Origin of the sequence: Sedimenticola sp., from assembly GCF_050289425.1 — a bacterium.
In the GTDB taxonomy this organism is placed as follows: domain Bacteria; phylum Pseudomonadota; class Gammaproteobacteria; order Chromatiales; family Chromatiaceae; genus Sedimenticola.
Genome location: NZ_JBNKFS010000017.1, coordinates 45049 through 69913 on the forward strand (window position 1 = coordinate 45049; position 24865 = coordinate 69913).

Genomic DNA, 24865 nt, shown 5'->3' on the forward strand with positions numbered 1-24865 from the left:
GGTTACGGGCTTGGGGAGACGTGGCGTCTATTGACCGGAATTGATCGGGATCGAAGCTGATGGGTAATTTTTTTCCGCCAAACGTAAAATTGCGCATATATTTGGGTAAGCACCCAACCTATGAGTGTAGCGGTAACAAGGGGGTAGAGCATGCACCATTCAACAAGACAACAACGATGGTGGATAGGGATCATCGGCATCTGCCTGCTCATTGCCGGGAGTACGGTTTCAGCCCAGGAGTGGGTCTATACCGTGGTACCTGGCGATAATCTCTGGAATCTCTGTCAAAAGTACCTGTATAAAGTCGGCTACTGGAAACAGCTTCAACAGATCAACCAGATCAAAAACCCGCGGCGCATGCAGCCCGGCAGCCGGGTGCGGGTACCCATGGAGTGGATCCGGGTCAATGCCGCCCATGCCGAAGTGATTGCGATACGCGGCCAGGCGGTGCTGATCAAACCTGATGGCACGCGCCAAGAGCCGGTCACACCCGGAACCCGCATTAGCCTCGGCGATCGGCTGGAGACCACCGCCGATAGCAATGCCGCCGTCCGCTTTGCCGATAAAACGGTGATCACCCTGCATGAGGCAAGCCAGATACGTTTCGACCACCTCAGCGCCTACGGTGAAACCGGCATGGTGGACTCACGCCTGCACTTGATGAACGGGCGCAGCGACACCCGCGTCACGCCGGCCAGCGGTCCCGGTAGCCGTTTTGAGATCCACACCCCCTCTGCCATCAGTGCAGTACGCGGGACCGAATACCGGCTTTCCAGCAATCCGCAACAACAAGCCTCTACCTTTGAAGTGTTGAAAGGTAAAGTGGCGGTGACCGGGGAAAAGAAGACCCAACTGCTGCTGCCCAGTTTCGGCACCCGGGTCGAGACAGGCAAACCACCCCTGCCTCCACGCAAGCTGTTGCCGCCTCCGGTTATCGATCCGTTACCTGAAAAGATCGAGCAGCTGAACTGGCCGGTTACCTGGCAAGCCCAGGAGCAGGCCGCCGCTTATCGGGCGGAAATATCACAAAAAGCGGACTTCATATCACCGCTCTGGCAACAGCAGGTCACCGCAACCCGGGTACCGCTGCCCGATCTCCCGGATGGCCGCTATTTTTTCCGCGTGCGCGGGATTGATGACATTGGACTGGAAGGGATCACCCAGGTCCAGGAAATTCTGCTGGATGCCCGGCCGCAACCCCCTATCCCGCTTTCACCAAACAACGGCCAACTGTTCAGAGGCAGCACGCCGGAGCTGAAATGGAGCGACTCCTCTGACGCCGTCGCCTACCGTCTGCAGATCGCCGATGATCCGGCATTCGGGCATCTGCTGGTGGACCAGAACAACTTGGCTGCCACCGGTTTCGATGCCTCTGAGCTGAAGGCACCGGGCCACTACTACTGGCGGCTCTATTCACTCGACGCCACCCCGGAGCAGGGGCCGGTCAGCGATACCCGTAACTGGGAGATCAAGCTGATTCCCGACAAACCGGAAACCCACCTGGCCGTTTCAGACTCCGCTATCACTACAACCTGGCGGCCCGGCATCGCTGGCCAAACTTACCAGGTCCAATTAGCGGCCGATTCACAGTTCAGGGAGTTACTGCAGGAAGCGTCACTGCAGACACCAACATGGGAGTTGCAGCCGGTATCGGGGCAGGTACGCTATCTGCGGGTACGCTATATCGAACCGGATGGCTATGAGGGCCCTTGGGGCGCTACACAACGGATCGATCCCACCCCGGATGACAGCTGGATCTACACCTTGATGACCGGGGTACTGGGCATTCTACTGCTCTAACGGAATTGGCCCCGGTATCTGCCGGGGCCAAGGACTCAAACCAAGACAACGTCAACGCTCGTTTAAACCCAGGGAACCGCTGATAAATTCAGCGGTTCCCGTAGCACAGGGATGGCTTTATCAGCGCTCGGCTAGGCACAGCGTCGTATATCGGCTGAGGCGTGTCGACTAAAGATCCCCTCGGGTGGAACCGTGGCACGACCTGCTTTCAGCGCTTCACGAAACTGCTCCACCGAATCCAGCAGCGCACCCAGATACGCCTCGGACTCCGGTGCCCGCTTCAGCCTCTCCAGGTGCCTCTCCAGTTCCCGCTGATAATGGAAGCCTTCATTCAGTGCCGGATTCGGATGATATTTTCCCTTCATTTCAATAACCTGTCGTCTGCAACACTAAAATTAGCGCCCTATTAAACCCTGCACTTATTACAGGCACATTAAGCTGGGATCAAACGCAAAAAACCTGGTTGTAAATGGCACTGGCGCAACGAGGGCGTTTATACTGACCCGATGAACTGTATCCTGGAAGCTTGGGTTCAACATGAGCAAGCGTTGCGGCACTACCTGCGTAGTCAGGTCAGTGACGTTGCACTTGCCGAAGACCTGCTACAGGACACCTTCCTCAAAGCGCTGGCCGAAGGGAGTCGCTTCTGTCGCTTGGAGAACAGCCGCGCCTGGCTGTTCCATGTGGCGAAAAACCGACTGATTGACTGGCGCCGGACACACCGGATTAACCAGGAAATAGCCGCCGATATACCGGCTTACTCGCCGGATGAAAAGCCAGCCGTGGATGATCTCAGCCAATGCCTGCCGCGCGTCCTCAAGGAGTTGCCGGCGGCGGACAGTGAAGCGATCACTTTGTGTGACATCGACGGCCTCACCCAAGCCGAATACGCCCGCCGATCAGGTCTTACCCTTGCCGCCGCCAAGTCACGCATCCAGCGGGCACGTCGACGCCTGAAACAGCATCTGAAAATTGCCTGCCAGGTGCGCTATGACGAGTCCGGCAAGGTGTGCTGTTTTACCCCGCGCCCACCGCTGCCTTGATCCCACGCCGTCGCGTATAAAAAAAGTGCATCCTTTTGCACGCTGATTCGTCTTCTTTGTCAGGAACAGATTTGGAGACGAATAGATGCACGACACACCCGCCAGAATCCTTCGTGACCTTCCCTCTTCCAGGACCCTTCCCTGGTTGGCCGGGATCACCTTTGCCGTGCCCGCCTGGTTTCTGGCCTATACACACCTCACCGACTTTGCCGACTTCATACTCGCGCAGATCGGCCAGGATCGCACCACTCGCCTGGGCGAGGCGATCCATTTCTTTTTGTATGACACCCCCAAGGTGCTCCTGCTGCTGGTTGGGATTGTCTTTTTCATGGGCATCATCCAGACCTATTTCGCCCCGGAGCGTACCCGCACCCTGCTTGCCGGCAGACGCTTAGGGCTGGGGAATTCACTGGCGGCTCTGCTCGGTATCGTCACCCCCTTCTGCTCCTGTTCGGCGGTGCCGTTGTTCATCGGCTTTCTCTCTGCCGGCGTGCCCCTCGGTATCACCTTTTCATTTCTGATTTCAGCGCCGATGGTGAACGAGGTGGCCCTGGCACTGTTACTGGGTCTGTTCGGCTGGCAGGTAGCTGTACTCTATCTGGCACTCGGCCTCTCGGTAGCCATTGTTGCCGGCCTGCTGATCGGAAAACTGGGTATGGAACGACACCTGCAGGATTGGGTGCGCGACATCGCGACCGGCACCGGCACACCGGCCAGCAACGCCGGCATCCGCTGGCAAGGACGCTTCCAGGCCGGCTGGCATCATGTCACGGAGATTGTCGGTAAGGTCTGGCCCTACATCCTGATCGGTATCGCGGTCGGCGCCGCCATTCACGGATTTATACCGGAAGATTTCATGGCTTCCTTTATGGGCAAGGAAGCGTGGTGGTCGGTACCGGCGGCAGTGGTGCTGGGTGTACCCCTGTATACCAACGCCGCGGGCATCATTCCCGTAGTCGAGGCGCTGATCGGCAAGGGGGCTGCACTCGGCACCACCCTGGCCTTCATGATGAGTGTTATCGCCCTCTCGCTGCCGGAGATACTGATCCTGCGTAAAGTACTTAAACTACCGCTGATTATCACCTTCATCGGGGTCGTTTCCGGTGGCATTTTACTGGTTGGCTATCTGTTCAATCTACTGATCTGATTCATCCTCAACGATTCAATACCCTGACGACATTCACTTGGGAGACATAGCATGAAAACCTTCAAAGTACTCGGCACCGGCTGCGCCAATTGCAAAATCACGCTCAAACTGATTGAGGAAGAGGCCCGATCCGAGGGGGTGGAGATTGTGTTGGAAAAGGTGGAGGAACTGAGCGAAATCATGAAATACGGCATCATGAGCACACCGGGCGTGATACTGGATGATCAGGTGGTGCACGCCGGCGGCATCCCTTCCAAAGCGGCTATCCGCGGCTGGCTGATGGGAAGTTCGACCCATTAAGGAGATATCCTGGATGGGGATTGTGGCGACACGATAAGTCCGGGACAACAGCCCAGGATACCAAACACGATTACCCTGTCGCTCGGTTGATCTGCAACAACAACCGGTTAAACGCCGCATAAAGCACCCCCACCCCGCTCCAATCGCAACTATAGTTTAGGCAGGAGGGGTGAAAATCCCTCTGTCAAAACGGATCCAGAAGGTGCGACGGTGAATCAACCCGATAATTCATTAATGCGGCTTATCGCCATGTATTTCTCCCCCTTTGCGTTGCCGCATCGGGTTGCCGGAAAGCACGCCAGCCGACATGAAAGGGATCGCATCCACCGCTACAACCTGTTGCATCTTCGCCCCTTTATGCGGCGCTATATCTTCCGCTCCGGCCAGCTGATACTGGGTTGCTTTATCGCCTCTCTGCTGTTCGCCAGCCTGCTACCCTTCCCGTTGCTGGCCATCGCCGCTTGCCTGGGGATCATCCTCGCCGTACTCCACACCGTGCTGCTGATTTTCATCCAGCAATCGGCAAATAATATGGCAGCCCGTGAAGGCTTGAAGAATGATGAAATCGAGCATTAAATGCCCCGGGTGCCGGTACTGTAATCCCCCGCGTTGATCAACACAAATATGACTGCCGCCTAGAAAGGGGCATGTTTCGGTGTGCGGGGGAACGGGATGGCATCCCGAATATTCTCCATGCCGGTAACATAGTTCACCACCCGCTCAAACCCCATACCGAAGCCGGCGTGGGGCACCGTTCCATAACGGCGCAAATCCCGATACCAGCCCATATCCCCCGCTATTCCCAGATCGGCGATTCGCCTGTCCAACACATCGAGACGCTCTTCACGCTGGCTGCCGCCAATAATCTCGCCAATACCCGGTGCCAGTACATCCATCGCCGCCACCGTTTTCTCATCATCGTTCAAACGCATATAGAAGGCTTTGATCGAGGCCGGATAGTTCATCAGGATAACCGGGCGACCCACATGCCGCTCGGCCAGGTACTGTTCATGTTCCGACTGAAGATCCAGCCCCCACTCCACCGGGAACTCAAAGGCGTGCCCGCTGTTACGCAGAATGTCGATCGCATCGGTATACTCCATGTATTCGAAATCACTACCGATCACCGTCTCCAGCCGAGTAATGGCTTCCTTGTCGATACGTTCGGCAAAGAAAGCCATGTCATCCTGCCGTTCATCCAGTACCGCCTTGAAGATGTATTTGAGGAAATCTTCGGCCAGCGCCGCATTGTCATGCAGATCGGCAAAAGCCACTTCCGGCTCAACCATCCAGAACTCCGCCAGATGCCGGCTGGTATTGGAGTTTTCCGCCCGGAATGTGGGTCCGAAGGTGTACACCTTGCTGAGCGCGAGTGCGTAGGCCTCCGCATTGAGCTGACCGGAAACGGTCAGGAACGCTTCCCGACCAAAGAAATCGGCTTCAAAATCGACCCCGCCGCTGCCAGCGCGCGGTAAATTGTTTAAATCCAAGGTACTGACCCGAAACAGTTCACCCGCCCCCTCACAGTCGCTGGCGGTGATAATCGGGGTATTCACCCAGTGATAACCCCGCTCATGAAAATAGCGATGTATGGCACTCGCCAGGGTGGTGCGTACACGGGAAATGGCGCCAAAGGCATTCGTCCGGGGGCGCAGATGAGCCACCTGCCGCAGATATTCGAAAGTGTGGCGTTTCTTGGCAATGGGATAAGTATCCGGATCATCCACCCAGCCGATCACAGACAGGGACGACGCCTGGATCTCCAAGGCTTGCCCCTTGCCGGCCGATTCGCTGAGTTGCCCGGTAATCTCCACGGCGCAGCCGGTGGTCACCTTCAGCACATCACGGCTGTAGTTGGGCAAGCTGCTGGGCACCACGGCCTGGATGGCATCGAAACAGGAGCCGTCATAAACGTTGACAAAGGAGATGCCGGCCTTGGAGTCACGTCGGGAACGCACCCAGCCGCGGACGGTCACCTCGCTGCCGATGGCAGCGGTAGAGGAGAGCAGGGTTTTGATAGCAAAATTGGGCATGGCCATTATCCGAATAATCTGCGGTTTACATTGCCTGGAAATCTGCCATTCGCAGCCTGGCTGGCGAAGAGCTGATCATGAGATCGCCGGGTCAGATTTCAGGTCAGGCCGTTGCGGGCCAGATTGCCGGATTATACATGCATGACTGATACAGGGGAGACGCAATACCGGTAGGTGTTTAGAAAAAAGGAGGGGGGGGCTCTCATGCATCCTGCTGCTGACCGGCCGGTTGCTCACCGGGGAGACGCTGATCACTCATCGCCGCCACCAGTTCCCTGGATTCACTCTTTAACTGGCTGGCCAGTGACGTGCTTCGGGGCCGGGTCATCAGAAACGAATCCAAGGCGCGGGCCGCTCTGGCCGCCGCTGGCCACTCCCCTTTCTGCGCGTGATCAAGCGCCATCTTGGTATAAAAACGGCTGGCGGCAGTGATCTGGAATTCAATCAATTTCAACTGATGGGCCGTCCGATCCGTCTCTGGGAGCCTGCGTCCCAAAGCCGGCCCGGCCAATAATCCGTAGATCTCGTTTAGACCGATGATGTAGCGATTAAAGGCATCCAGCGATGAGAGGGCCGCCACATTGACCGATGCAGCACCTTCCGATTCAGATCGCGCACGCTCTTGTGCCTGCATGACCTGTTGACTGATCTGGGGTTGTCGGGGAAATACCTGGCGTACTGTGATATATCGGGCCAGCAGTTCGTTCCGTAGGAGTTTGCCTATACCGGGCGGCAGACCACCCCCGCGGGTCTTATCAATCGCCTCTTCGATCTGCTGTATGCCGACCATTAGACGCTGAACCGCGAGACGCTTGGCGGCCGTATACTGTTCATACTTCTGTGCCAGGCTGCCTGCCAACAATAACAACAACAGCAGTCCGCCGATCACCACGAACAGGCGCAGATGATCAGGAATGAAATCCAACATCGCCATAACGCCCAATAGATATCAATGATGTCAGAACGGATATTTTAACCAGTCGAAATAACACCCGGCATCGTCACAGACGATCTTTCATAATCTCCTGCAACTTGGCCGCCAGCTCAACCGGCTGGAATTTCGGCACATAGGCATCCGCCCCCACGCCTTTGCCCAACTCCTGGTTGGCATCGGCAGAGAGCGAAGAGTGCATGATGACCGGAATATCCGCCAACCTTGGGTCCTGCTTAATATTCTTGGTCAGGACATAACCGTCCATTTCAGGCATCTCCACATCGGTGAGGATCACCTGGACATAGTCGCTCGCTTTATTTCCTGTTGCCTCAGCCCTGTCGGCCAGATCTTTGATCTTTTCCCAGGCCTCTGCGCCATTGGACGCACTGAGGTGTTTAACCCCGATATGATCGAGAGTTCTAATGATTTGGTCGCGGGCAACGGCCGAATCGTCGGCAAAAAGTACCGTTATGTCATCACGGTCGAGCCGTTCGATGCCTTCAAACAACTCTTCACCTTCGCCAAAACCAGAGGTTTTCGCCAACACCATCTCCACATCCATGATCATGACGATGCGCTTATCGGACAGCTCCGTTACCGCCGTCACCAATCCGCCGTGTTGTTGCGCCATCATTGCCGGCGGCACTTTTACATCTTCCCATGCCAGGCGCACGATATTGTCAACCGAATGCACCAAAAAACCCTGCACATTCTTGTTGTATTCGGTCACGATCAGGATACTGGGCTTTTCCTCAGAATTGACCCCGCAGAATTTGGGCAGGTTGATAATCGGTATCATACTGCCGCGCAGACTCACCATCCCTTCCACCGAGGCGGGCATATCAGGCGCACGGGTAATCTCCGGGATATGCATCACTTCCCGCACCTTGAAAACATTGACGCCGAAAGTCTCCTCCCTTCCGGTAATCGAGTCGCGTCCCAAACTGAACAGCAACACCTCTAATCGATTGGTGCCTGCCAATTGTGTGCGACTGTCTACTGAATCAATGAAGTTTGCCATTACATACCGCCGATCAATGGGTTGAAGTACCTGAGTTTATCGTGCCTGAAAGGCCCTGGTTTTAGCTCCAGATGGTTAGGATAGCGGCCGTTGGGCTGATTGCTTTAGTCGAATCCAATTCACAATATATACTTTGCCTAATCATTTGTTTTTACTGATAATAAAATCCTTGAACCGGATAGCTGCGGCACCCTGATAAAGACTTTTAATTCTTATGAGGGCGCGCATTTTACCATCGCTGAGTGTGGGGGTGGCGGCTAACCGATGTTATGCGTTCGTCCCAGTTAGCTTAAACTGTCTAGTCAGATGAAAAAACTGAGACCCATTGCATTAAATATTCGGTTTGAAGTTGCCATTATCTGGCTATTCTATGTATACAGGGTCACTATCGTGTAACCGGTTGTCTCGCCACCGGTAGAGATGAACTAACCCTATCGGTTATTTGCCCGTTGAGAAGTGTATGGAACTATCGGCACAGCAGACAGCACTGCTGGAGAAATATGACAGCCAGGATGTGCTAGGACTGATTCGCCTCGTCGATCAGATTAAAAATGCCCCTGATTACATGGCGACCTATCGCCGGCTACTGGCGAAGGGCAAACTCACCTCCTCTTCTGTCAAACAGGAAGAGCTGGCGACTGCCCTGATCAGTGAGTTGGAAGATATCCTGGCCGACAGCCCCGAAAGAGTCATTCAGGCCAATTACTTTGAGATTGGTGAACAGCTCAAGAAGAAATTTGGCGAAGAGGTGGCCAACGTTTATCTGACGACCAAGATGCCGGACGATTTTTTGATGGCGATTCGCCAGAATCCGGAGCATGGCGATAGCAAAAAATTGACCGATGACCTGGTCGAAGAGTACAAAAACGCCTTGATTCGGATCGAGCAGGGCCGGCGGACCGTCTCTGACCTGCTGCAACCCTACAGTAATTTCCCGTTAAAGAACGCCTCCATCCTAAACAGCCAATTTAACCAGCTCTATGGCTTGCTGAGATCCAATTACAAGTATCTGTCGGTTAAACCTTATCTGTTGAACATCATCCGGCTGATGCAGGCAGAGGACTACCACCTGGACAAGGATCAGGAGTCCAAGGAGGAAACGACCGAATTCAACCTGTTCAAAGAGTATAAGTCGACCGGCATCGAGCCCAGCCTGGCAACCCAGATTTCGCTCCACCTGGCATTCCTGAGTCTGATGAAATACATCAAGAAACATCAGCTGCTGCAGGAAGAGGCCTACAATAAAATCTCCGGCCAAGTCACCTACGTCATGCAATACAAGACGCCGGAGAGCCTTTCACCGAAAGCGCGCAAGATTTTTAACGATCTGCTGCAACAGATCAATCGCGACGAACCGGCCATTCTACGCAAACTGGCGGCCACCTTTGTCGATGAGTACCTCTGCGCCGAAGAGCAGATGCGTATCCGCCATCGGATGATTGAAGCCGAGTTGGCCTTTACCAATGAATTCCTAAAACAGGTGGCACCTACGGCCAATCAGCTCTCAGAGGAGAATGAGGCGAAGGTCAAGGTCGCTCTGGAGAAATTGGTCTGCCTAAAAGAGGTGTTCGAACTCTCCACCAAACAGATGCAGAACGCCGCCAGCAAGCCCTTTGCCGAACTCGAGCGCACCGCCTTGAGTATATCCACCGCCCTGAGCCCAACCCAGCTCGCCAGTTGGATCAAGATCTACTCCATTCTCTTTTCCAACGCCACGCTGCTGTCCCACAGCAATGCGGTCATGACCAAAGAGCGCGAAATCGAGCTGGACAAAATGCGCAGCCTGATTTCCGACCTCACCACCTATCACCTGATACAGAATATCGCCCAACTGAAAGTGGTGGTAGACCGCTCCATCCTTGTACCGGATGACGAGAAGGTTTCCCAATTCAAGCAGTTCAGCGATATTCTGAAAATCAAGCTGCATGGGTTGATGGATGCGGACAAGCAGAAGGAAAAGTCTCTGCGGGAAATGATCGATGAACTGGTATTTCTCAAGAACGAGTCAGCCCAGTTTGTCATTGCAGAAACCTTTGCCGGATTCCAGGATATCGTCGACGCCTTTAACTCAGGGGTCAGTGATTATTTTGTGCGCGATAAAGAGGCGCTGCTCAAAGAGTCCCGCGCCTTGTATAACGAAATCTGCAACCAGTGCCTCAAAGGCGTTATCAAACGGCCGGTTCTATCCCGACATCACAAAAATGACACCGCGCCGGAGCAGAAAAAGCGCTCCTGGCTCGGCCGACTCTTTTCCTAACGCTGCGGCCATGTCGGTAGACAACGGGCCAATTGCTGTCAAAGTCTCGCCATACGGTTACATCGCGGCTATTTCGGGCCTATTCATCAGCCCCGGGGGCGCCAGCCATGTTTGTCTATGCGGGTGAAGCGCTCGCACGCTACGGATTTGGCGAAGGACACCCGCTGGGGCCGGACCGTTTCTATGCATTCTGGCAAGCCTTACAACAGTCGGAGCTGTTTAAACAGTGCACAATCAAAGCGCCCGTGCAGGGGCATACCGAAGATGCCCTGCTTTTTCATACTCCTGAATATGTAAAGCGGGTACAGCAACTCTCGGCTCAGGGAATCGGCATGCTGGACCCGGATACGCCGGTGTTCCCCGGCCTGTTCGAAATCGCACTGGTAGTGGTGGGCACCGTTTTGGATGCTGTAAATGAAATCATGCTCGGGCATACCGATCAGGCCTTTGTTCCCATCGCCGGCCTGCATCACGCCAGCCGCACCTCTTCCGCCGGGTTCTGTGTTTTCAACGACTGCGGTATTGCTGTTGAAGCTTTACGTCAACGCCATGGCGTTCAACGGGTGCTCTATTTCGATATCGATGCCCATCATGCCGACGGGGTCTTCTATGCCTTCGAACAAGACCCCGAACTGCTGTTTATAGATCTGCATGAAGATGGACGCTACCTCTACCCGGGCACGGGCAGTAAAACAGAGACCGGTAGCGGACCGGCACGTGGCACAAAGCTGAATATCCCGATGCCGCCGGGCGCCACCGATGAAATTTTCTTTCACATTTGGCCGCAAATTACCGAATTCATGGAACGGCACCAGCCTGAATTCATCATCCTGCAGTGCGGTGCCGACAGCCTTGCCGGCGATCCGATTACCCATCTGCAATACAGCGGTGATGTGCACTACCGAACGGCCAATTACCTCCGTCACTATGCACAGAAAAACGGTAATGGGCGGGTTCTGGCCCTGGGTGGCGGTGGCTACAACCACGCTAACATTGCCCAGGCATGGCTGCAGGTGGTACGCGGTTTACTTGATGCGTCAGCTGGAAATTCGCCCACGCAATAAATGTTGTATATACTCCGAGCGGTTCTGTTTTATACCCGCTCACTCTTTACAATAATAAACGATCGCTATGATGGCATGCCTGGAAAGGCGCCTGACCGGTGACAAAATTGAACAGTATGAATAGAGTCCTCACACCGAATCCATATCGAATTCTATTCGCTTCACACGCAATCCAATCCTTGGGTGGGCTGAGCGATCTCGCCGCATTCACCTCCGCCATGACCACCGCACTGAGCACCATGGGTCATGACGTAAGGTTGATTCTGCCGGCTTATTCCGCCCTGCTTTCCGCTCTCGACAGCGTTACCCAGATATCCACCATCAAATTACCGGGCACCCACCGAGGGGCTCGTCTATTACAGGGCCATTTGAGTCCAGGGCTACCGCTCTATCTGGTCGATATACCCGGACAATTCGACCAGCCTGAAAGCCAATACATCGACGAAAATGGCCGTCCGCAACCGAAAAATGCGCTTCGATTCGGCCTCTTTAGCCGTGTTGTGGCCTTGATGGCCATCAATCAGGCGGGTATCAATTGGCAACCGGAGCTACTGCACTGCAATGGCTGGGAAACGGCGCTGGCTATTCCCCTCCTGGCAAATGAATGGAGCCGTCCTGCAACCGTCTATACGCTGCATGAAAGCGAACAACCCCAATTCCGTGGCGATCAGATCAGCGCGCTTGCCCTACCGGTCGAGCTGCTGAAATCCGGCATCCTGGAGAGGCAGGGCCGGATATCCTACGAAAAGGGAACACTGCTGACGGCCGACGTGCTGGCGCTCACCAGCGCCGGTTTCCGGGAAGAGATACTGGAAGATCAAACCTCTCACCCGCTGGCACACCTGATAAAAAAACGGCGTGATCAACTGTATGGCATCCCGTCAGGTTTGGACTATCAGTACTGGAGTCCCACCACCGATAGACATATCGAACAGCACTATGACAGCACCTCATTTGAACTGAAAAAGCTCAACCGACAACGCCTGGTCTCGGAGTTGAGCCTGCCGCTGAATGATCGGGATATGCTCATTGCATACTTGGCAACCTCTTCCAACACCGACAACCCAGCGCTGCTCGCTTCGCTACTGGAGTCTCTGGTGCCGGATGCGCCCCTGCATATTCTGGTCGCCGCCGCTCACGCCGGCCCGGCCCTGCAACCACTGCTCGACAGTGCGGCAAGTCATCCCGGGCGGATCAGTATCCACCCGGGGATAACGGAACCCCAGTGGCACCGTATATTGGCCAGCAGTGACTGCCTGCTACTGCCCGCCACCCGCCACCCATCGGCACATCAGGCACAATGTGCGCTCAGTTATGGAACCGTGCCTATTGCCCAGACCACCGCTTCGTTGCGCAACACCCTGACGGACGCCACACCGGCCAATCTGCTACACGGTAACGCCACGGCCTTTCTCTATGACGATGCCACACTTGAGCCATTAAACGAGGCAGTCAGCCGGGCCATGGCATGCCATGCCAAACCGGTCATCTGGTGGCAAAAGCTGGCCCGGCAAGGGATGGACCAGAGCTTCCCTATCACTGAAACGGCCGCGCAATACCTGGAGTGTTATCAAGCGGCAATCGATCACCCAATCACATATTCGCTCTCCTGAAGTGCACCATTTACCCCGATATCGCTGCATTGATAGGTGCGGTTAATAGTGTCAACATGAAATATATAAGCGGCCAGGCCGACAACAGATCCACGGTGGTATAACCCGATGACTGACAACAACTTTCTGAAAAACCAGGCCTACATCAACGGTGAATGGGTATCCGCCGACAACGGCCAGACTTTCACCGTCACCAACCCGGCAGACCATAGCGAAATCACCCAGGTAGCCTCGGTCGGCAAGGCCGAAACCCAGCGCGCCATAGAACTGGCCGAACAAGCCTTTCGCCTTTGGCGCAAACGTACCGCTCAGGAGCGTAGCCAACTACTGCGACGCTGGTATGAACTGATCATGGAAAACCAGGAAGCCCTGGCGCAACTGCTCAGCCTTGAACAGGGCAAACCGCTGGCGGAGAGCCGTGGCGAAATCGTCTATGGTGCCAGCTTTATCGAGTGGTTTGCCGAAGAGGCCAAGCGTGTCTACGGTGATGTCATCCCGGCCCATGCACCTGATCGACGCTTTGTCGTGATCAAACAGCCGATCGGTGTGGTAGCGGCCATCACGCCTTGGAACTTCCCCAACGCCATGATCACCCGCAAGTGCGCACCGGCCATGGCTGCCGGCTGTACCGTGGTCATCAAACCGGCACCGGACACCCCGCTCTCTGCACTGGCTTTGGCAGCACTGGCCGATGAAGCCGGCATCCCGCCGGGTGTATTCAACGTGTTGCCCACCGATAATGCCGTCGAGGTAGGTGCCGAGCTAACCGGCAACCCTATCGTGCGTAAACTCTCGTTCACCGGATCCACCGCCGTCGGCAAACTGCTCATGGCCCAGTGTGCCGGTACCGTAAAAAAAGTCTCTCTGGAGTTGGGCGGAAATGCCCCGTTCCTGGTGTTCGACGACGCCGACTTGGATGCGGCCGTCGCCGGCGCCCTGGCCTCCAAATACCGCAATAGCGGCCAGACCTGTGTCTGCACCAATCGCTTCTTGATCCAGGAAGGCATCTATGACGCCTTTGCCGAAAAGCTGACCCAGGCAGTCGAAGCCCTGCAGGTGGGCCCGGCGCTGACCGGCGAGAGTCAGCAGGGTCCGTTGATCAACCAGGCGGCGGTGGATAAGGTGCAGCGTCATGTGGACGATGCCGTGAATAAAGGCGCACGTTTGATGACCGGTGGCGGTCTACACAAGCTAGGCGGCACCTTTTATCAGCCGACCATTCTGGCCGATGTGACTGCTGAGATGCGCATTGCCTGCGAAGAGACCTTCGGTCCTGTGGCCCCCCTGTTCAAGTTCAAAACCGAGCAAGAGGCGATCAACCTGGCCAACGATACCCCGTTCGGTTTGGCGTCTTATTTCTACGCCCGTGACATCGGTCGCGTCTGGCGTGTAGCGGAAGCCCTGGAGACCGGCATGGTGGGTATCAACGAGGGGATCATCTCCACCGCCGTAGCGCCGTTCGGCGGCATCAAGGAGTCCGGCATCGGCCGCGAAGGATCACGCTACGGAATGGACGACTTCATCGAGATGAAATATCTCTGCATGGGAGGACTTGGTACGGATTAAATCCGTTTCCGAGACCCGGTTGCATGGCACAACAACGACTGTAAGCGGGATCAATCCCGCTTCCGAACGTTCTGGAATCGCCTGATCCAGGGCGTATCAATACGGTTCGTTTTAACCAGTTGCTGTTTCGCTTCCACCACCTTTTGCCGGCTATCAAAGCTACCGGCCAGCACACCAAACCAACGGTAGCCAAAACGATCAAAAGGAAAAATGGTAACGCGCCACGGACTCTTTAAGGTACGCGCCACACGTTCGGCACTCTCCCGTTTGTCGCTACTAAAGAGTTGCATGGTGAAGTTTTCCTCGGGTTGGCGTTCAATCCAGGCCAGATCCTGTAACCGATCCGACACTTCCCCCCACTCTCCGGCTGGCGGACTCATCGCCGTTGGCGACAGCAGCAGCTGATCCTTTACCGCGGCATCGGCCAGGGTGAGAGGTTTATCCTGCAGCCGATAACTCTGCTGTGGCGGCGCGGGCACTACCGAGTCGGATCGGTTGTCACGACGGCCTGCGGCATCACCGGCGACGATACGTAAAGCGGTGTGGCTGATACGGAGCTGAAGCGTATCCGACGTGGCGCGATAGCGACCGGGATCGGCCGGTTCCCGGGCCGGATCGGTCAGTCCCAGCCTGACCAGGATAGACTTGGCCCGTCGCGACCCGTTGGCCGCCGCTCGCTGGTACCAATCGAATGCCTGAGCCGGGTCCTGTTGCACCATCCAACCCAGGTAATAGAGGGCGGCCAGCCTGAGCTGGGCCTCCTCATTTCCCTGCTCGGCGGCCTGTCGCCACCAGTAGAGTGCCCGTTCCCTGTCCTGAGCAATCAGATCGCCGTTATGGTAGTGCAGGCCCAACCGGTAGGCGGCCGGCGCATAGCCACCCTCCGCCGACAACATCAGCAGGGTCAAGGCGGTTTCCTCGCTTGCCTCGGTGCCCAAACCGTCACGAAACAGTTGGCTCAGGTAAAACTGCGCTTGGGGATTGCCCCGGTCCGCCTCCGGCACCCAGTACTCATAGGCATCATGCCAACGCTTTTGTTCGAAGGCGGCATAGCCTGCCTCGACCGGATCCGCCGCCATCCCAACCGTCTGCCACAGTAACCCGATAAGGCAGAGAGATAACGCGAGAGAGACCGGACGATTCATGCGGGAGGAAAAACCACCGGTGGGGGTTTAACACCGATGCCGGTGGAATCGGCCACCACGGCCACCGCTTCCTGACGCCCCAGATCAAAGGCATCCGACTGGGCCAGGTGGGTCTCGGCAGGAGACGGCATCTCTTCCGATCGCATGTAGAGGGTCTGGGTTGGAAAGGCGAATTCGACCCCGAGCCGTTTGGCCAGGCGCAGGATATCCAGCATGAAACGGTGACGCTCACGCAATTCGGTATTCCACTCCGGCGTCTCCCAGAACACGTACAGCAACACATTCAGTGACGATGCGGCAAACTCGTTGAGATAAACCTGGTAATAATCCTTGCGCATATAGGGATGCTGCCGGATCAGTTCACGAACCCCTTCACAGAACGCTTCGATCCGGTCCGGTGGCGTATCGTAAGTCAGCGAGAGTTTGCAGGAGAGACGCCGGTAACGCCGTTCACCCATATTATCAACGTCGGCAGTGATGAATTTAGAATTGGGAACCGTCACCAGCGAATTGTAAAAGGTGCGGATACGGGTACTCCTGAAACCGATTCGCTCCACCGAGCCTTCCACCCCGCCGACGATAATCCAGTCACCCACGGTAAAAGTGCGATCCATCAGCACAGTGACGGAGCCAAACAGGTTCTGCACCATATCCTTGGCCGCCAAGGCAAAGGCCAAACCGCCCAACCCCAGGCCCGCCAACAAACTGGATATATCGACATTGATATTGTCGGCGATAAAGACAAAACCGATCACCGTGACAAAGATCTTCAGGGTTCGCGGAATCAGCGGGACCAGGGCGTCATCCAACTTGCTTTCGGTACTGTGCGCCCGGCGCAGCAGATAGATGGCGACGATATCCACTAGCCGATAGGCGGCCCAGACACCGGACAGGCTGGCCAGAAACTTGACGGCCAACAACAGCACCAGCAGGGATGCCTCTCCCAGCCCAAGCAGGTTGATGCCGGCCCACCAAATAACAGCCATCACCATCAAGCCGAGCGGGCGCAGTATGCGATCCGATAACGCTTTGAATTCATGACTGGCACTTTGGCTCTTCCAACGACGTACCAACATTCGCAGCAGCAGCGACACCAACTTGTCGGCCATCACACCCACCAGGATAATGAGGAAGATACCGAACCACTGCCAATTCTCCAGCAAAAATCCTTTTTGCTTGAATCGCTCCGGTATCTGCTGCCGCAGACGCAGATGCCAGGGCAGGTACTGGGCATCGGCATCACTCCCCTTGACCCGTTTTGTCTGGGACAGCTCATCCAGTATCAGCGGTAACTTGGCGACCCCTTCACGCTCAAACAACCAACGTCCATCCTCCATCGGGGCAATACGAATCGTGCCATTTTTATAGCTGGCAAACAGATAGGGCTTTCCATTCTGGCCGGCAGGGATACGCCGGGTATCAATCACCCGGGTACGGTCCATCACCTCAAGCAGCATCCAGGCCAGATCACGACCACGTTCACGGCGCACCAGTGGACTGATATCGGAGAGATCCAGGGTGGTCACCGCATCATCGATACGTTGCGGATCGCCCCGTTTGATATCGTTCATGGCATGGAGGAAAGTCTCCATAGTGGCCCGCGGGGAGATGAGCGTTTCCGGAGGTGATGCCGCCTTGACCGACGAGTTGTCCGAGCCCGGCTCATTCTCCTGGCCCAGGGCCGCCTGACTGAGTCCGGATAACAGTAATAGAACGGGCAATAACAGACGCCACATGATCGACCGACTCCTTCGCTTCCACTTGCAAACAGGGGAGAATACTACCCGGATGGGCCATGCGTGTCTAAAACGGGGTCGCGAATAACGGTCCCGGAATAGACCGCGGATACGACCGTACCCGGCCGACCACGATCCATCGGGATGTACAGACAACCCGAACGGCATCAGTCGGTTTCAGGGAGCCAATTCAGTCGAGGGTCAGCTGGATATTATCGATCAACCGCGCTCTGCCCAAAAAGGCAGCGGCCAGGATAACCAGTGATTTGTCATTGGCATCGGGCTCGGCCAGATCGGCGGCACGTCGAATGGCGTAATAGTCGGGTGTGAAGCCTTCCGCCTCCAACCGCCCCATCGCCTGTCGCTCCAGCGAAGCGTAATCATGCTTACCCTGTTTGATGCCGGAGACGGTCTGCTGTAACTGCCGATAGAGTGCCGGAGCGATGGTGCGTTCCGCGTCGGTCAAATAACCGTTGCGGGAGCTGCGCGCCAAACCGTCCACCTCGCGCACCGTCGGTAATCCATGAATGGTCACGGGGATCGCCAGATCCTCCACCATCTGCCGAATAACCAGTAACTGCTGGTAATCCTTTTCGCCAAACAGCGCCAAATCGGGTTGCACCATGTTGAACAGTTTGCAGACGACAGTCGCGACACCGATGAAATGGCCCGGACGCGAAGCGCCACAGAACAGACCGGACAATCCCGGCACCTCTACTTTGGTCTGCTCGGTCTGAGGACGGGGGTACATCTCGGCGACCTGGGGGGTAAACAGCAGGTCCGTGGTGATCGCACTGAGTTTATCCGAATCATCGATCAGCGTACGCGGATAGGAGGTGAAATCCTCGCCTTCACCAAACTGCAGCGGATTGACAAAGATGGAGACCACCACCCGATCCGCCAGGGATCGCGCCTTCCGCACCAGGTCCAGATGGCCTTCGTGCAGATTGCCCATGGTCGGCACCAGAGCCACCCTTTCGCCGGCACTCCGCCAGCGGGAGATGGAGTGACGAAGATCGGCAACGGTTTCAACGGTAATCATTTAAAGCTGTGCTCCGCAGAGGGGAAGCTGCCGTCCTTGACCGCCTTGACATAGTTGCTGAGTGCTTCGGGAATCGAACCGGCGCCCTCAAGAAAATTCTTCACAAATCGGGGCGGCTGCCGCGGGGTAATGCCGAGCATGTCATACACCACCAGCACCTGGCCATCGCAATCGGGGCCGGCCCCGATGCCGATTACGGGGATCACCAACGCCTCACTGATCTTGCGCGCCAACCCGGTCGGGACGCATTCCAGCACCAGCATCTGGGCTCCGGCCGCTTCCAACGCCAGGGCATCCTCCTTCATGATCCGGGCAGATTCATCATCGCGCCCCTGTACCCGGTAGCCGCCCAGTTTATGCACCGACTGGGGCAACAAGCCCAGATGGGCGCAAACAGGTATGCCATTCGCAGTGAGCTGGCGCACGGCCTCCAACTGAGTGGCGCCCCCTTCCAGCTTCACCATGTGGGCTCCGCCGTCCTTCATCAGCCGTCCGGCGGTATTCAATGCCTGTTCAGCCGAGCTGTAACTCATGAACGGCATATCGGCAATCAGCAACGCCTGGCGCCGGCCGCGAGCCACGCATTGCGTGTGGTAAACCATCTCTTCCACATCGACCGGCAGTGTACTCTCCTGCCCCTGAATCACCATCCCAAGCGAATCACCGACCAGAATGACTTCCACACCCGCCTCTTCGATCAGGCTGGTGAAACTGGCATCGTAACTGGTCAAAACAGCAATCTTTTCATGCTGTTGCTTCATCTGTATCAGTGTAGCGGTTGTCACATGGGACATAATTTTCTACTCCGTTTCTCTCTTTTCACTGTTAGTCGGAATCGGATCACCCGCATTGTGCAGTGCAATATTACAACAAGAGTGGTGCAGGATTGAAATAATGTTTTCCACTGCGTACCGTACAGATCTGCTCCAGCAGCAGCTGGTAATCCCGCTCCCGCTCTATCGGATTGATCTCCGCCGCATTGATAATGAGCAGGGGGGAGTTGTCGTAATGGTAGAAGAAATCGGTATAGGCGTCGCTTAACCGCTTGAGGTAAGCGGCTTCCATGCGCCGCTCCTGGGGTCTGCCGCGCTTCTGAATCCGCCGCATCAACACCTCTACCGGCGCCTGAAGATAAACCACCAGGTCCGGTGAGGGCGCCTCCATGGAGAGGCGTTCATAGACCTGTTCATACAGCTTCAACTCCTGGACATCCAGGTTGATCCCGGCAAACAGGCGATCCTTTTCCAGCATGTAGTCCGCCACCAGGGCACGACGAAACAGATCCTGTTGGCGCAAGCCCGCCAACTGCTGGCTGCGTTGGAACAGGAAGAACAGCTGGGTGGGGAAAGCGGCCTGACGACCGTCGTTATAAAACCGCTCCAAAAAGGGGTTCTCGTCCACCGCCTCAAGCAGTGTTTCGGCGGCAAAGCTCTGGGCCAGACGCTGTACCAGGCTAGTCTTGCCGACCCCGATCGGCCCCTCCACCACGATGTAGCCGGGGGGTGATTTCGCTGCCTCACTCATACCGTTGCAATCCCTCCTTCGGACAATGCATCACCAGTACAGCAAGCATTCCCATACCGGGTATCTCCAGGTTCGGCTCAATCTCCTGCAGTGGATAGAGCACGAATGCCCGACCGGGCAAACCGGGATGGGGCACGGTCAACTCTTCATCGGCAATCATCTCTTTACCGTAAACCAGCAGATCCAGATCCAGCGTACGCGCCCCCCAGCGCACCCCCCGGGTACGCCCTTGGGCCGACTCGATAGCTTGCAACTCGGTAAGCAGTGCATGGGGTTCCAACAGGGTCTCCAGCGCAACCACCGCATTGATGTAATCGGGCTGGTCCGTCGGACCCATGGGCGAACTGAGGTAGAGGGAAGAACATTGTCGCACCACCGTTTGCGGTATCTGCTGCAGCGCTTCGAAGGCACTGCGAACCTGCCGGACGGGATCAGCCAAATTGCTGCCCAAACCGATATAGGCGGTGACCACAGGATGATTGTCGGGACGCGGCATCGGGCGTCTATTTAGCGCGGATCAGCCGGTTTGGCGGAACGTCTGCGACGGCGCCGGCGACGTTTGGGCTTGTCCCCGTCGCCATTATTGGCCTGGCGTACCATCTGATTGCGCTCATCACCATCCTGCTGTTGAAACAGCGTCCACCAATCGGCCAACTCTTGTTCCACTTCCCCCGATTCCGCTCGCAGCAACAGAAAATCATAGGCTGCGCGAAAACGGGGATGGGTTAACAGGCGATAAGGACGTTTTCCTGCCCGCTGTTCGAAACGGTGCTGCAGGTTCCAGATCTCCCGCATCGGAATACTGAACCGCTTGGGGATAGAGACCCGTGCCAGTTGCGTCATGAGGATATCGCTTCCCGCCTGTTGCATCGCTATCAACGGCGATTCGCCGGTGGCACGCAGGCGTTCAGCCAACAGGCGCACCGGCTCCCACAGCAACACGGCAAACAGGAAGGCGGGGGTAACCGGCTTCCCTTCACGGATTCGGCTGTCGGTATTTTGCATGCCCCGAATCACAAACGTGATCGGAAATTCATGGTCTTCATGGGCCAGCGCTTCCTCGGTCTCCGGAAACAGTTGCCCGAACAGACCGTAGTGGCGCAGCTTTTCAAAACTGTGCAGGGCGACCCCCGCCATGAACAGTTTCAGCACCTCTTCGAACAGGCGCGCCGGCGGGACGCTCTGCAGCAAGGAACCCAGCTCAAACAGGGGATTTTCGCAAGCCGGGTTTACGACGAACCCGAGTTTGGCGGCGAAGCGGACCGCCCTTAGCATGCGCACCGGATCTTCCCGGTAACGGGTATCAGGGTCACCCAATAGACGCAACACACCCGCCTGCAAATCCGCCATGCCGCCGGCATAATCCACCACCGAGAAATCCTCGATATTGTAATAGAGGGCATTGATGGTGAAATCGCGCCTCAGGGCATCCTCTTCGATGGTGCCGTAGATATTGTCCCGTACCAGCATGCCATTTTCCGTCTCCCGGTCTCCCGGCTCGGAGGCATCCTGCATACTGCGGAAGGTGGCGACTTCAATAAGATCCCGACCGAAATGAACATGGGCCAGACGGAAGCGGCGGCCGATCAGGCGGCAGTTACGGAACACCTCCTTGACCTGTTCCGGCGTGGCATCGGTGGCCACATCGAAATCCTTGGGTTCGCGCCCCAACAGTAAATCGCGCACGCCGCCACCGACCAGATAGGATTGATAACCGGCAGCCTTCAGGCGATAGAGTACCTTGGTAGCGTGTTCGCTGATATTCGCCCTGGAGATATTGTGTTCTGGGCGAGGGATGATATGGGGCGTAGCTATTTTAAGATTCCTTATGCACTTCAAAAAAATTGCAGCGCCCAGAGTGTACAGAATCGTGCCGCTAAAAAAAATGGCCATAACCGCTTGAGCCGAAACAAACTGTGGGTATAATACGCCACGCCTGAGTGCACTGCTCCGTTCGTCTAGTGGCCTAGGACTCCGCCCTCTCACGGCGGCAACAGGGGTTCGAGTCCCCTACGGAGTACCAAATACGTGAGAATACAAAGGGTTGACAGGAAACTGTCAACCCTTTTGTTTTGTCCAGGGATGGACTTATGCCGCGGAGGCCAGGGATGGCCGGGAGCGGCTTTATTCAGGGATGGACTTATGCCGCGTAGGCCAAGGATGGCCGGGAGCGGCTTTATTCAGGGATGGACTTATGCCGCGGAGGCCAGGGATGAGTGTAGGGGCAACCCCCGTGATTGCCCTGGCAATTCCTACAACCCATCAACAAGGGCGGGCACAGGGGACTGCCCTTACAAATACTGTGCGTAAACCCCACCCGAGGATAGCCGATAGCGGCTGCTCCTCGCTTATTCACCCCGCCGCCAGGCGTGGAACCGCTCCACCCAGCGCAGCACACCTTCCGGCGCATGGGCCCGTTTCCAATTGCCGGCGGCATATTTATTCGCTTCGGTCCAGGTGGGATAGATGTGAATGGTGCCGAGGATCTTATTGAGCCCCAGGCCGTGGCGCATGGCGGTGACAAACTCGGCGATCAGGTCGCCGGCATGCTCCCCGACAATGGTGGCACCGAGGATCTTGTCCTTCCCCGGTACCGTCAACACCTTAACAAAGCCGTGCGCTTCACCGTCGGCGATGGCACGGTCCAGATCATCCAGGCCGTAACAGGTCACCTCATAATTAATCCCGTTCTCTTTCGCCTCCAGCTCATTCAAACCGACCCGGGCCACTTCCGGATCGGTAAAAGTGGCAAAGGGGATCACCGAGTAATCCACCTTGAACTTGCGGAAACTGCCGAACAGGGCATTGACCGCGGCGTACCAGGCTTGATGGGCGGCGACATGGGTAAACTGATAGGGCCCGGTGACATCACCGCAGACATAGATATTGGGAAAGTTGGTCTGCAGGAACTCGTTGGCCTCCACGGTACGCCGGGGGCTGATCTGCACACCCAACTGCTCCAATCCAAAACCGCTGGTATTGGCCATCCGCCCCACCGCCACCAGCACCTGATCAAAGGGAATAGAGAGTGATTCACCCTCCCGTTCAACCTGCACCTGGTTCTCCCCGTCCACGATGGAAAACGATGTGGCCCTGTGGTTGGTCAAGACCTTGATCCCTTCCGCCTCGAATTGAGCCGTTACCCGCTCCACCACCTCTTCATCTTCACGGATCATCAGGCGCGGTGCCATCTCCACCAGGGTCACTGCCGAACCGAAGCGGGCAAAACACTGTGCCAGCTCACAGCCGATCGGGCCGCCACCCAGCACCAGCAGTCGTTTCGGCAATTCACGCAGGGTCCAGAGATCATCGGAGGTGAGGTAGGGGATCTGCTCCAGCCCCGGTATCGGCGGCACGAAGGGGCGAGCACCCGTCGCGACGATGATATTGCGCGTGGTCAAGGTCTGTCCGTTCACCTCGACTTCATAAGGGGATTTAATCATTGCCTCCCCTTCGATCACCTCCACGCCGAGCCCGGTATAACGCTCCACCGAATCATGGGGCTCTACCGTTTTCACCACCCGCTGAACCCGTTCCATCACTTCCGAAAAGTCAAACTCGGCGCTGGCGGATTTGAAACCATACTCCGGTGCCCGTCTGGTTTGAGCCAGGTAGCGGGCCGAACGGATCAACGCCTTGGAGGGCACACAACCGGTATTAAGGCAGTCACCGCCCATCTTGTGCTTCTCGACCAAGGTCACTTTGGCTTTGACCGCGGCGGCGATATAGGCCGACACCAAGCCGCCGGAACCGGCGCCGATCACCACCAGATTGCGATCAAAGCGCGCCGGTTTCGGATAATCCCTGAGTACCTTGCGTGCCCGGATACCTTCCAGGATCTTGCGGGCAATAATGGGAAATACGCCGAGCAGCACAAAGGAGAAGATCAGACCCGGCGAAAGAATGCCGGAAGGCGACTCAAGCTGGCCCAACTGGGTACCGGCATTCACGTAGACCAGGGTACCCAGGAACATGCCCACTTGGCTGACCCAGAGAAAGGTACGGGTCTTCAGGGTGGTGAGCCCCATGGCCAGGTTGATGACAAAAAACGGAAACAGGGGGACCAGACGCAGTCCAAACAGGTAGAACGCCCCGTCTTTTTCAATACCGGCGTTGATTGCCTTCAACTTATCGCCAAAGCGGCTCTGCACCATCTCGCGCAACAAAAAGCGTGAAATCAGGAAGGCCAGCGTCGCGCCCAGGGTGGAGGCGAAGGAGACCAGAATCGTACCCCACAGCAGGCCGAAAATCGCCCCGACAACCAGCGTCATGACGGTGGCACCGGGCAGGGAGAGGGCCGTCACCAGCACATAGATCACAAACATGACCGCCGCGGTCTGCAACGGATGGGCCTGGCGGTAACTTTCCAGGGCCGCCTGTTGCGATTTGACGTATTCGAGACTGAGATACTGGCCCAGATCGAAGATAAAGTAACTGGCGATAGCCAGTGCCAGCACAATGAATGTCACTACCCGTTTGCGGTTCATTTCTCTCCCCTGAGTAATTAAGATTTCTTATGGCAGTTGACCGCGCTACGACTCTTTTTCTTTCGGCCCACCTAATCTTAACGGAAATTCGCTCCGCCCGGCCGGAATAAAAAATGTGCCCGGTATACTGGGGAATAAATATTCAAATCAACC

General features: G+C 56.3%; 21 protein-coding genes and 1 tRNA gene. 10 read left to right on the plus strand and 12 right to left on the minus strand.

The window, feature by feature from the left end:
* Nucleotides 1-150 precede the first annotated feature (150 nt).
* Complete coding sequence (locus tag ACQY5R_RS12670; protein WP_428608993.1) at nucleotides 151-1800, plus strand: FecR domain-containing protein; 1650 nt, start codon at nucleotides 151-153, stop codon at nucleotides 1798-1800.
* A gap of 131 nt (nucleotides 1801-1931) precedes the next feature.
* On the opposite strand, the gene ACQY5R_RS12675 is transcribed toward ACQY5R_RS12670, so the two are convergent.
* Nucleotides 1932-2165, minus strand: coding sequence for a hypothetical protein (locus ACQY5R_RS12675; RefSeq protein WP_428608995.1), 234 nt, complete (start codon nucleotides 2163-2165; stop codon nucleotides 1932-1934).
* Between the two features lie 141 nt (nucleotides 2166-2306).
* Here ACQY5R_RS12675 and sigZ point away from each other — a divergent pair, with 141 nt between their 5' ends.
* The 4 genes from sigZ (at nucleotide 2307) to ACQY5R_RS12695 (ending at nucleotide 4866) form a co-directional block, all read left to right on the plus strand.
* On the plus strand, nucleotides 2307-2843 hold the full coding sequence (sigZ, locus tag ACQY5R_RS12680; RefSeq protein WP_428608997.1) for an RNA polymerase sigma factor SigZ: 537 nt from the start codon (nucleotides 2307-2309) through the stop codon (nucleotides 2841-2843).
* An 85-nt stretch (nucleotides 2844-2928) separates the two neighbouring features.
* A complete protein-coding gene (locus tag ACQY5R_RS12685) occupies nucleotides 2929-3990 on the plus strand; it encodes a permease (RefSeq protein WP_428608999.1) in 1062 nt (353 codons plus the stop codon).
* Nucleotides 3991-4041: 51 nt separating this feature from the next.
* The gene (locus tag ACQY5R_RS12690) at nucleotides 4042-4290 is read left to right on the plus strand and encodes a thioredoxin family protein (RefSeq protein ID WP_428609001.1); all 249 of its coding nucleotides are present in this window, start codon (nucleotides 4042-4044) and stop codon (nucleotides 4288-4290) included.
* Between the two features lie 210 nt (nucleotides 4291-4500).
* Nucleotides 4501-4866: a hypothetical protein gene (locus tag ACQY5R_RS12695; protein WP_428609004.1), complete on the plus strand. Its 366-nt coding sequence runs from the start codon at nucleotides 4501-4503 to the stop codon at nucleotides 4864-4866.
* 59 nt (nucleotides 4867-4925) lie between these two features.
* On the opposite strand, the gene asnS is transcribed toward ACQY5R_RS12695, so the two are convergent.
* From asnS to ACQY5R_RS12710, 3 genes are all read right to left on the minus strand, one after another.
* A complete protein-coding gene (asnS, locus tag ACQY5R_RS12700) occupies nucleotides 4926-6323 on the minus strand; it encodes an asparagine--tRNA ligase (RefSeq protein WP_428609006.1) in 1398 nt (465 codons plus the stop codon).
* Between the two features lie 202 nt (nucleotides 6324-6525).
* The gene (locus ACQY5R_RS12705) at nucleotides 6526-7251 is read right to left on the minus strand and encodes a hypothetical protein (RefSeq protein WP_428609009.1); all 726 of its coding nucleotides are present in this window, start codon (nucleotides 7249-7251) and stop codon (nucleotides 6526-6528) included.
* 73 nt (nucleotides 7252-7324) lie between these two features.
* Nucleotides 7325-8278, minus strand: coding sequence for a chemotaxis protein (locus ACQY5R_RS12710; RefSeq protein WP_428609011.1), 954 nt, complete (start codon nucleotides 8276-8278; stop codon nucleotides 7325-7327).
* Between the two features lie 460 nt (nucleotides 8279-8738).
* On the opposite strand from ACQY5R_RS12710, the gene ACQY5R_RS12715 reads away from it, so the two are divergent.
* The 4 genes from ACQY5R_RS12715 to ACQY5R_RS12730 all read left to right on the plus strand — a co-directional run bounded on the left by ACQY5R_RS12715 (nucleotide 8739) and on the right by ACQY5R_RS12730 (nucleotide 14778).
* Entirely contained in the window at nucleotides 8739-10535 is a 1797-nt protein-coding gene (locus ACQY5R_RS12715; RefSeq protein WP_428609014.1) for a hypothetical protein, read from the plus strand.
* Between the two features lie 107 nt (nucleotides 10536-10642).
* Complete coding sequence (locus tag ACQY5R_RS12720; protein ID WP_428609016.1) at nucleotides 10643-11599, plus strand: acetoin utilization protein AcuC; 957 nt, start codon at nucleotides 10643-10645, stop codon at nucleotides 11597-11599.
* A 116-nt stretch (nucleotides 11600-11715) separates the two neighbouring features.
* Nucleotides 11716-13212 carry a glycogen synthase gene (locus ACQY5R_RS12725; RefSeq protein WP_428609018.1) on the plus strand — a complete coding sequence of 499 codons (1497 nt, stop codon included), beginning with the start codon at nucleotides 11716-11718 and terminating at the stop codon, nucleotides 13210-13212.
* A gap of 108 nt (nucleotides 13213-13320) precedes the next feature.
* Nucleotides 13321-14778, plus strand: coding sequence for an NAD-dependent succinate-semialdehyde dehydrogenase (locus tag ACQY5R_RS12730; RefSeq protein WP_428609021.1), 1458 nt, complete (start codon nucleotides 13321-13323; stop codon nucleotides 14776-14778).
* Between the two features lie 50 nt (nucleotides 14779-14828).
* Here the strand turns inward: ACQY5R_RS12730 and ACQY5R_RS12735 are convergent, their stop codons facing one another.
* The 7 genes from ACQY5R_RS12735 to pcnB all read right to left on the minus strand — a co-directional run bounded on the left by ACQY5R_RS12735 (nucleotide 14829) and on the right by pcnB (nucleotide 22064).
* Nucleotides 14829-15923 (minus strand): SPOR domain-containing protein, encoded by a 1095-nt coding sequence (locus ACQY5R_RS12735; RefSeq protein ID WP_428609024.1) that lies wholly within the window; start codon nucleotides 15921-15923, stop codon nucleotides 14829-14831.
* Nucleotides 15920-17659, minus strand: coding sequence for a mechanosensitive ion channel family protein (locus tag ACQY5R_RS12740; protein WP_428609026.1), 1740 nt, complete (start codon nucleotides 17657-17659; stop codon nucleotides 15920-15922). Before ACQY5R_RS12740 ends, ACQY5R_RS12735 begins: the two co-directional genes overlap by 4 nt.
* Before the next feature lie 190 nt (nucleotides 17660-17849).
* The gene (gene panC, locus ACQY5R_RS12745; RefSeq protein ID WP_428609029.1) at nucleotides 17850-18701 is read right to left on the minus strand and encodes a pantoate--beta-alanine ligase; all 852 of its coding nucleotides are present in this window, start codon (nucleotides 18699-18701) and stop codon (nucleotides 17850-17852) included.
* On the minus strand, nucleotides 18698-19495 hold the full coding sequence (gene panB / locus ACQY5R_RS12750; RefSeq protein ID WP_428609032.1) for a 3-methyl-2-oxobutanoate hydroxymethyltransferase: 798 nt from the start codon (nucleotides 19493-19495) through the stop codon (nucleotides 18698-18700). The genes panC and panB overlap by 4 nt, the downstream gene beginning before the upstream one ends.
* 70 nt (nucleotides 19496-19565) lie before the next feature.
* Entirely contained in the window at nucleotides 19566-20225 is a 660-nt protein-coding gene (locus tag ACQY5R_RS12755) for a deoxynucleoside kinase (protein WP_428609035.1), read from the minus strand.
* Nucleotides 20218-20721, minus strand: a complete 504-nt coding sequence (gene folK / locus ACQY5R_RS12760; protein WP_428609037.1) for a 2-amino-4-hydroxy-6-hydroxymethyldihydropteridine diphosphokinase — start codon at nucleotides 20719-20721, stop codon at nucleotides 20218-20220. The genes ACQY5R_RS12755 and folK overlap by 8 nt, the downstream gene beginning before the upstream one ends.
* A gap of 11 nt (nucleotides 20722-20732) precedes the next feature.
* On the minus strand, nucleotides 20733-22064 hold the full coding sequence (gene pcnB / locus ACQY5R_RS12765) for a polynucleotide adenylyltransferase PcnB (protein ID WP_428609038.1): 1332 nt from the start codon (nucleotides 22062-22064) through the stop codon (nucleotides 20733-20735).
* A 108-nt stretch (nucleotides 22065-22172) separates the two neighbouring features.
* On the opposite strand from pcnB, the gene ACQY5R_RS12770 reads away from it, so the two are divergent.
* Nucleotides 22173-22248, plus strand: a tRNA-Glu gene (locus ACQY5R_RS12770).
* Between the two features lie 325 nt (nucleotides 22249-22573).
* Here the strand turns inward: ACQY5R_RS12770 and lpdA are convergent.
* Nucleotides 22574-24712: a dihydrolipoyl dehydrogenase gene (lpdA, locus tag ACQY5R_RS12775; RefSeq protein WP_428609041.1), complete on the minus strand. Its 2139-nt coding sequence runs from the start codon at nucleotides 24710-24712 to the stop codon at nucleotides 22574-22576.
* Between the last annotated feature and the right edge of the window lie 153 nt (nucleotides 24713-24865).

Excerpts from the sequence above, each read along its gene's own strand:
- ACQY5R_RS12670 (WP_428608993.1), top strand. The coding sequence starts at position 151 with ATGCACCATTCAACAAGACAACAACGATGGTGGATAGGGATCATCGGC.
- ACQY5R_RS12675 (WP_428608995.1), bottom strand. The coding sequence starts at position 2,165 with ATGAAGGGAAAATATCATCCGAATCCGGCACTGAATGAAGGCTTCCAT.
- sigZ (WP_428608997.1), top strand. The coding sequence starts at position 2,307 with ATGAACTGTATCCTGGAAGCTTGGGTTCAACATGAGCAAGCGTTGCGG.
- ACQY5R_RS12685 (WP_428608999.1), top strand. The coding sequence starts at position 2,929 with ATGCACGACACACCCGCCAGAATCCTTCGTGACCTTCCCTCTTCCAGG.
- ACQY5R_RS12690 (WP_428609001.1), top strand. The coding sequence starts at position 4,042 with ATGAAAACCTTCAAAGTACTCGGCACCGGCTGCGCCAATTGCAAAATC.
- asnS (WP_428609006.1), bottom strand. The coding sequence starts at position 6,323 with ATGCCCAATTTTGCTATCAAAACCCTGCTCTCCTCTACCGCTGCCATC.
- ACQY5R_RS12705 (WP_428609009.1), bottom strand. The coding sequence starts at position 7,251 with ATGTTGGATTTCATTCCTGATCATCTGCGCCTGTTCGTGGTGATCGGC.
- ACQY5R_RS12710 (WP_428609011.1), bottom strand. The coding sequence starts at position 8,278 with ATGGCAAACTTCATTGATTCAGTAGACAGTCGCACACAATTGGCAGGC.
- ACQY5R_RS12715 (WP_428609014.1), top strand. The coding sequence starts at position 8,739 with ATGGAACTATCGGCACAGCAGACAGCACTGCTGGAGAAATATGACAGC.
- ACQY5R_RS12720 (WP_428609016.1), top strand. The coding sequence starts at position 10,643 with ATGTTTGTCTATGCGGGTGAAGCGCTCGCACGCTACGGATTTGGCGAA.
- ACQY5R_RS12725 (WP_428609018.1), top strand. The coding sequence starts at position 11,716 with ATGAATAGAGTCCTCACACCGAATCCATATCGAATTCTATTCGCTTCA.
- ACQY5R_RS12730 (WP_428609021.1), top strand. The coding sequence starts at position 13,321 with ATGACTGACAACAACTTTCTGAAAAACCAGGCCTACATCAACGGTGAA.
- ACQY5R_RS12735 (WP_428609024.1), bottom strand. The coding sequence starts at position 15,923 with ATGAATCGTCCGGTCTCTCTCGCGTTATCTCTCTGCCTTATCGGGTTA.
- ACQY5R_RS12740 (WP_428609026.1), bottom strand. The coding sequence starts at position 17,659 with ATGTGGCGTCTGTTATTGCCCGTTCTATTACTGTTATCCGGACTCAGT.
- panC (WP_428609029.1), bottom strand. The coding sequence starts at position 18,701 with ATGATTACCGTTGAAACCGTTGCCGATCTTCGTCACTCCATCTCCCGC.
- panB (WP_428609032.1), bottom strand. The coding sequence starts at position 19,495 with ATGTCCCATGTGACAACCGCTACACTGATACAGATGAAGCAACAGCAT.
- ACQY5R_RS12755 (WP_428609035.1), bottom strand. The coding sequence starts at position 20,225 with ATGAGTGAGGCAGCGAAATCACCCCCCGGCTACATCGTGGTGGAGGGG.
- folK (WP_428609037.1), bottom strand. The coding sequence starts at position 20,721 with ATGCCGCGTCCCGACAATCATCCTGTGGTCACCGCCTATATCGGTTTG.
- lpdA (WP_428609041.1), bottom strand. The coding sequence starts at position 24,712 with ATGAACCGCAAACGGGTAGTGACATTCATTGTGCTGGCACTGGCTATC.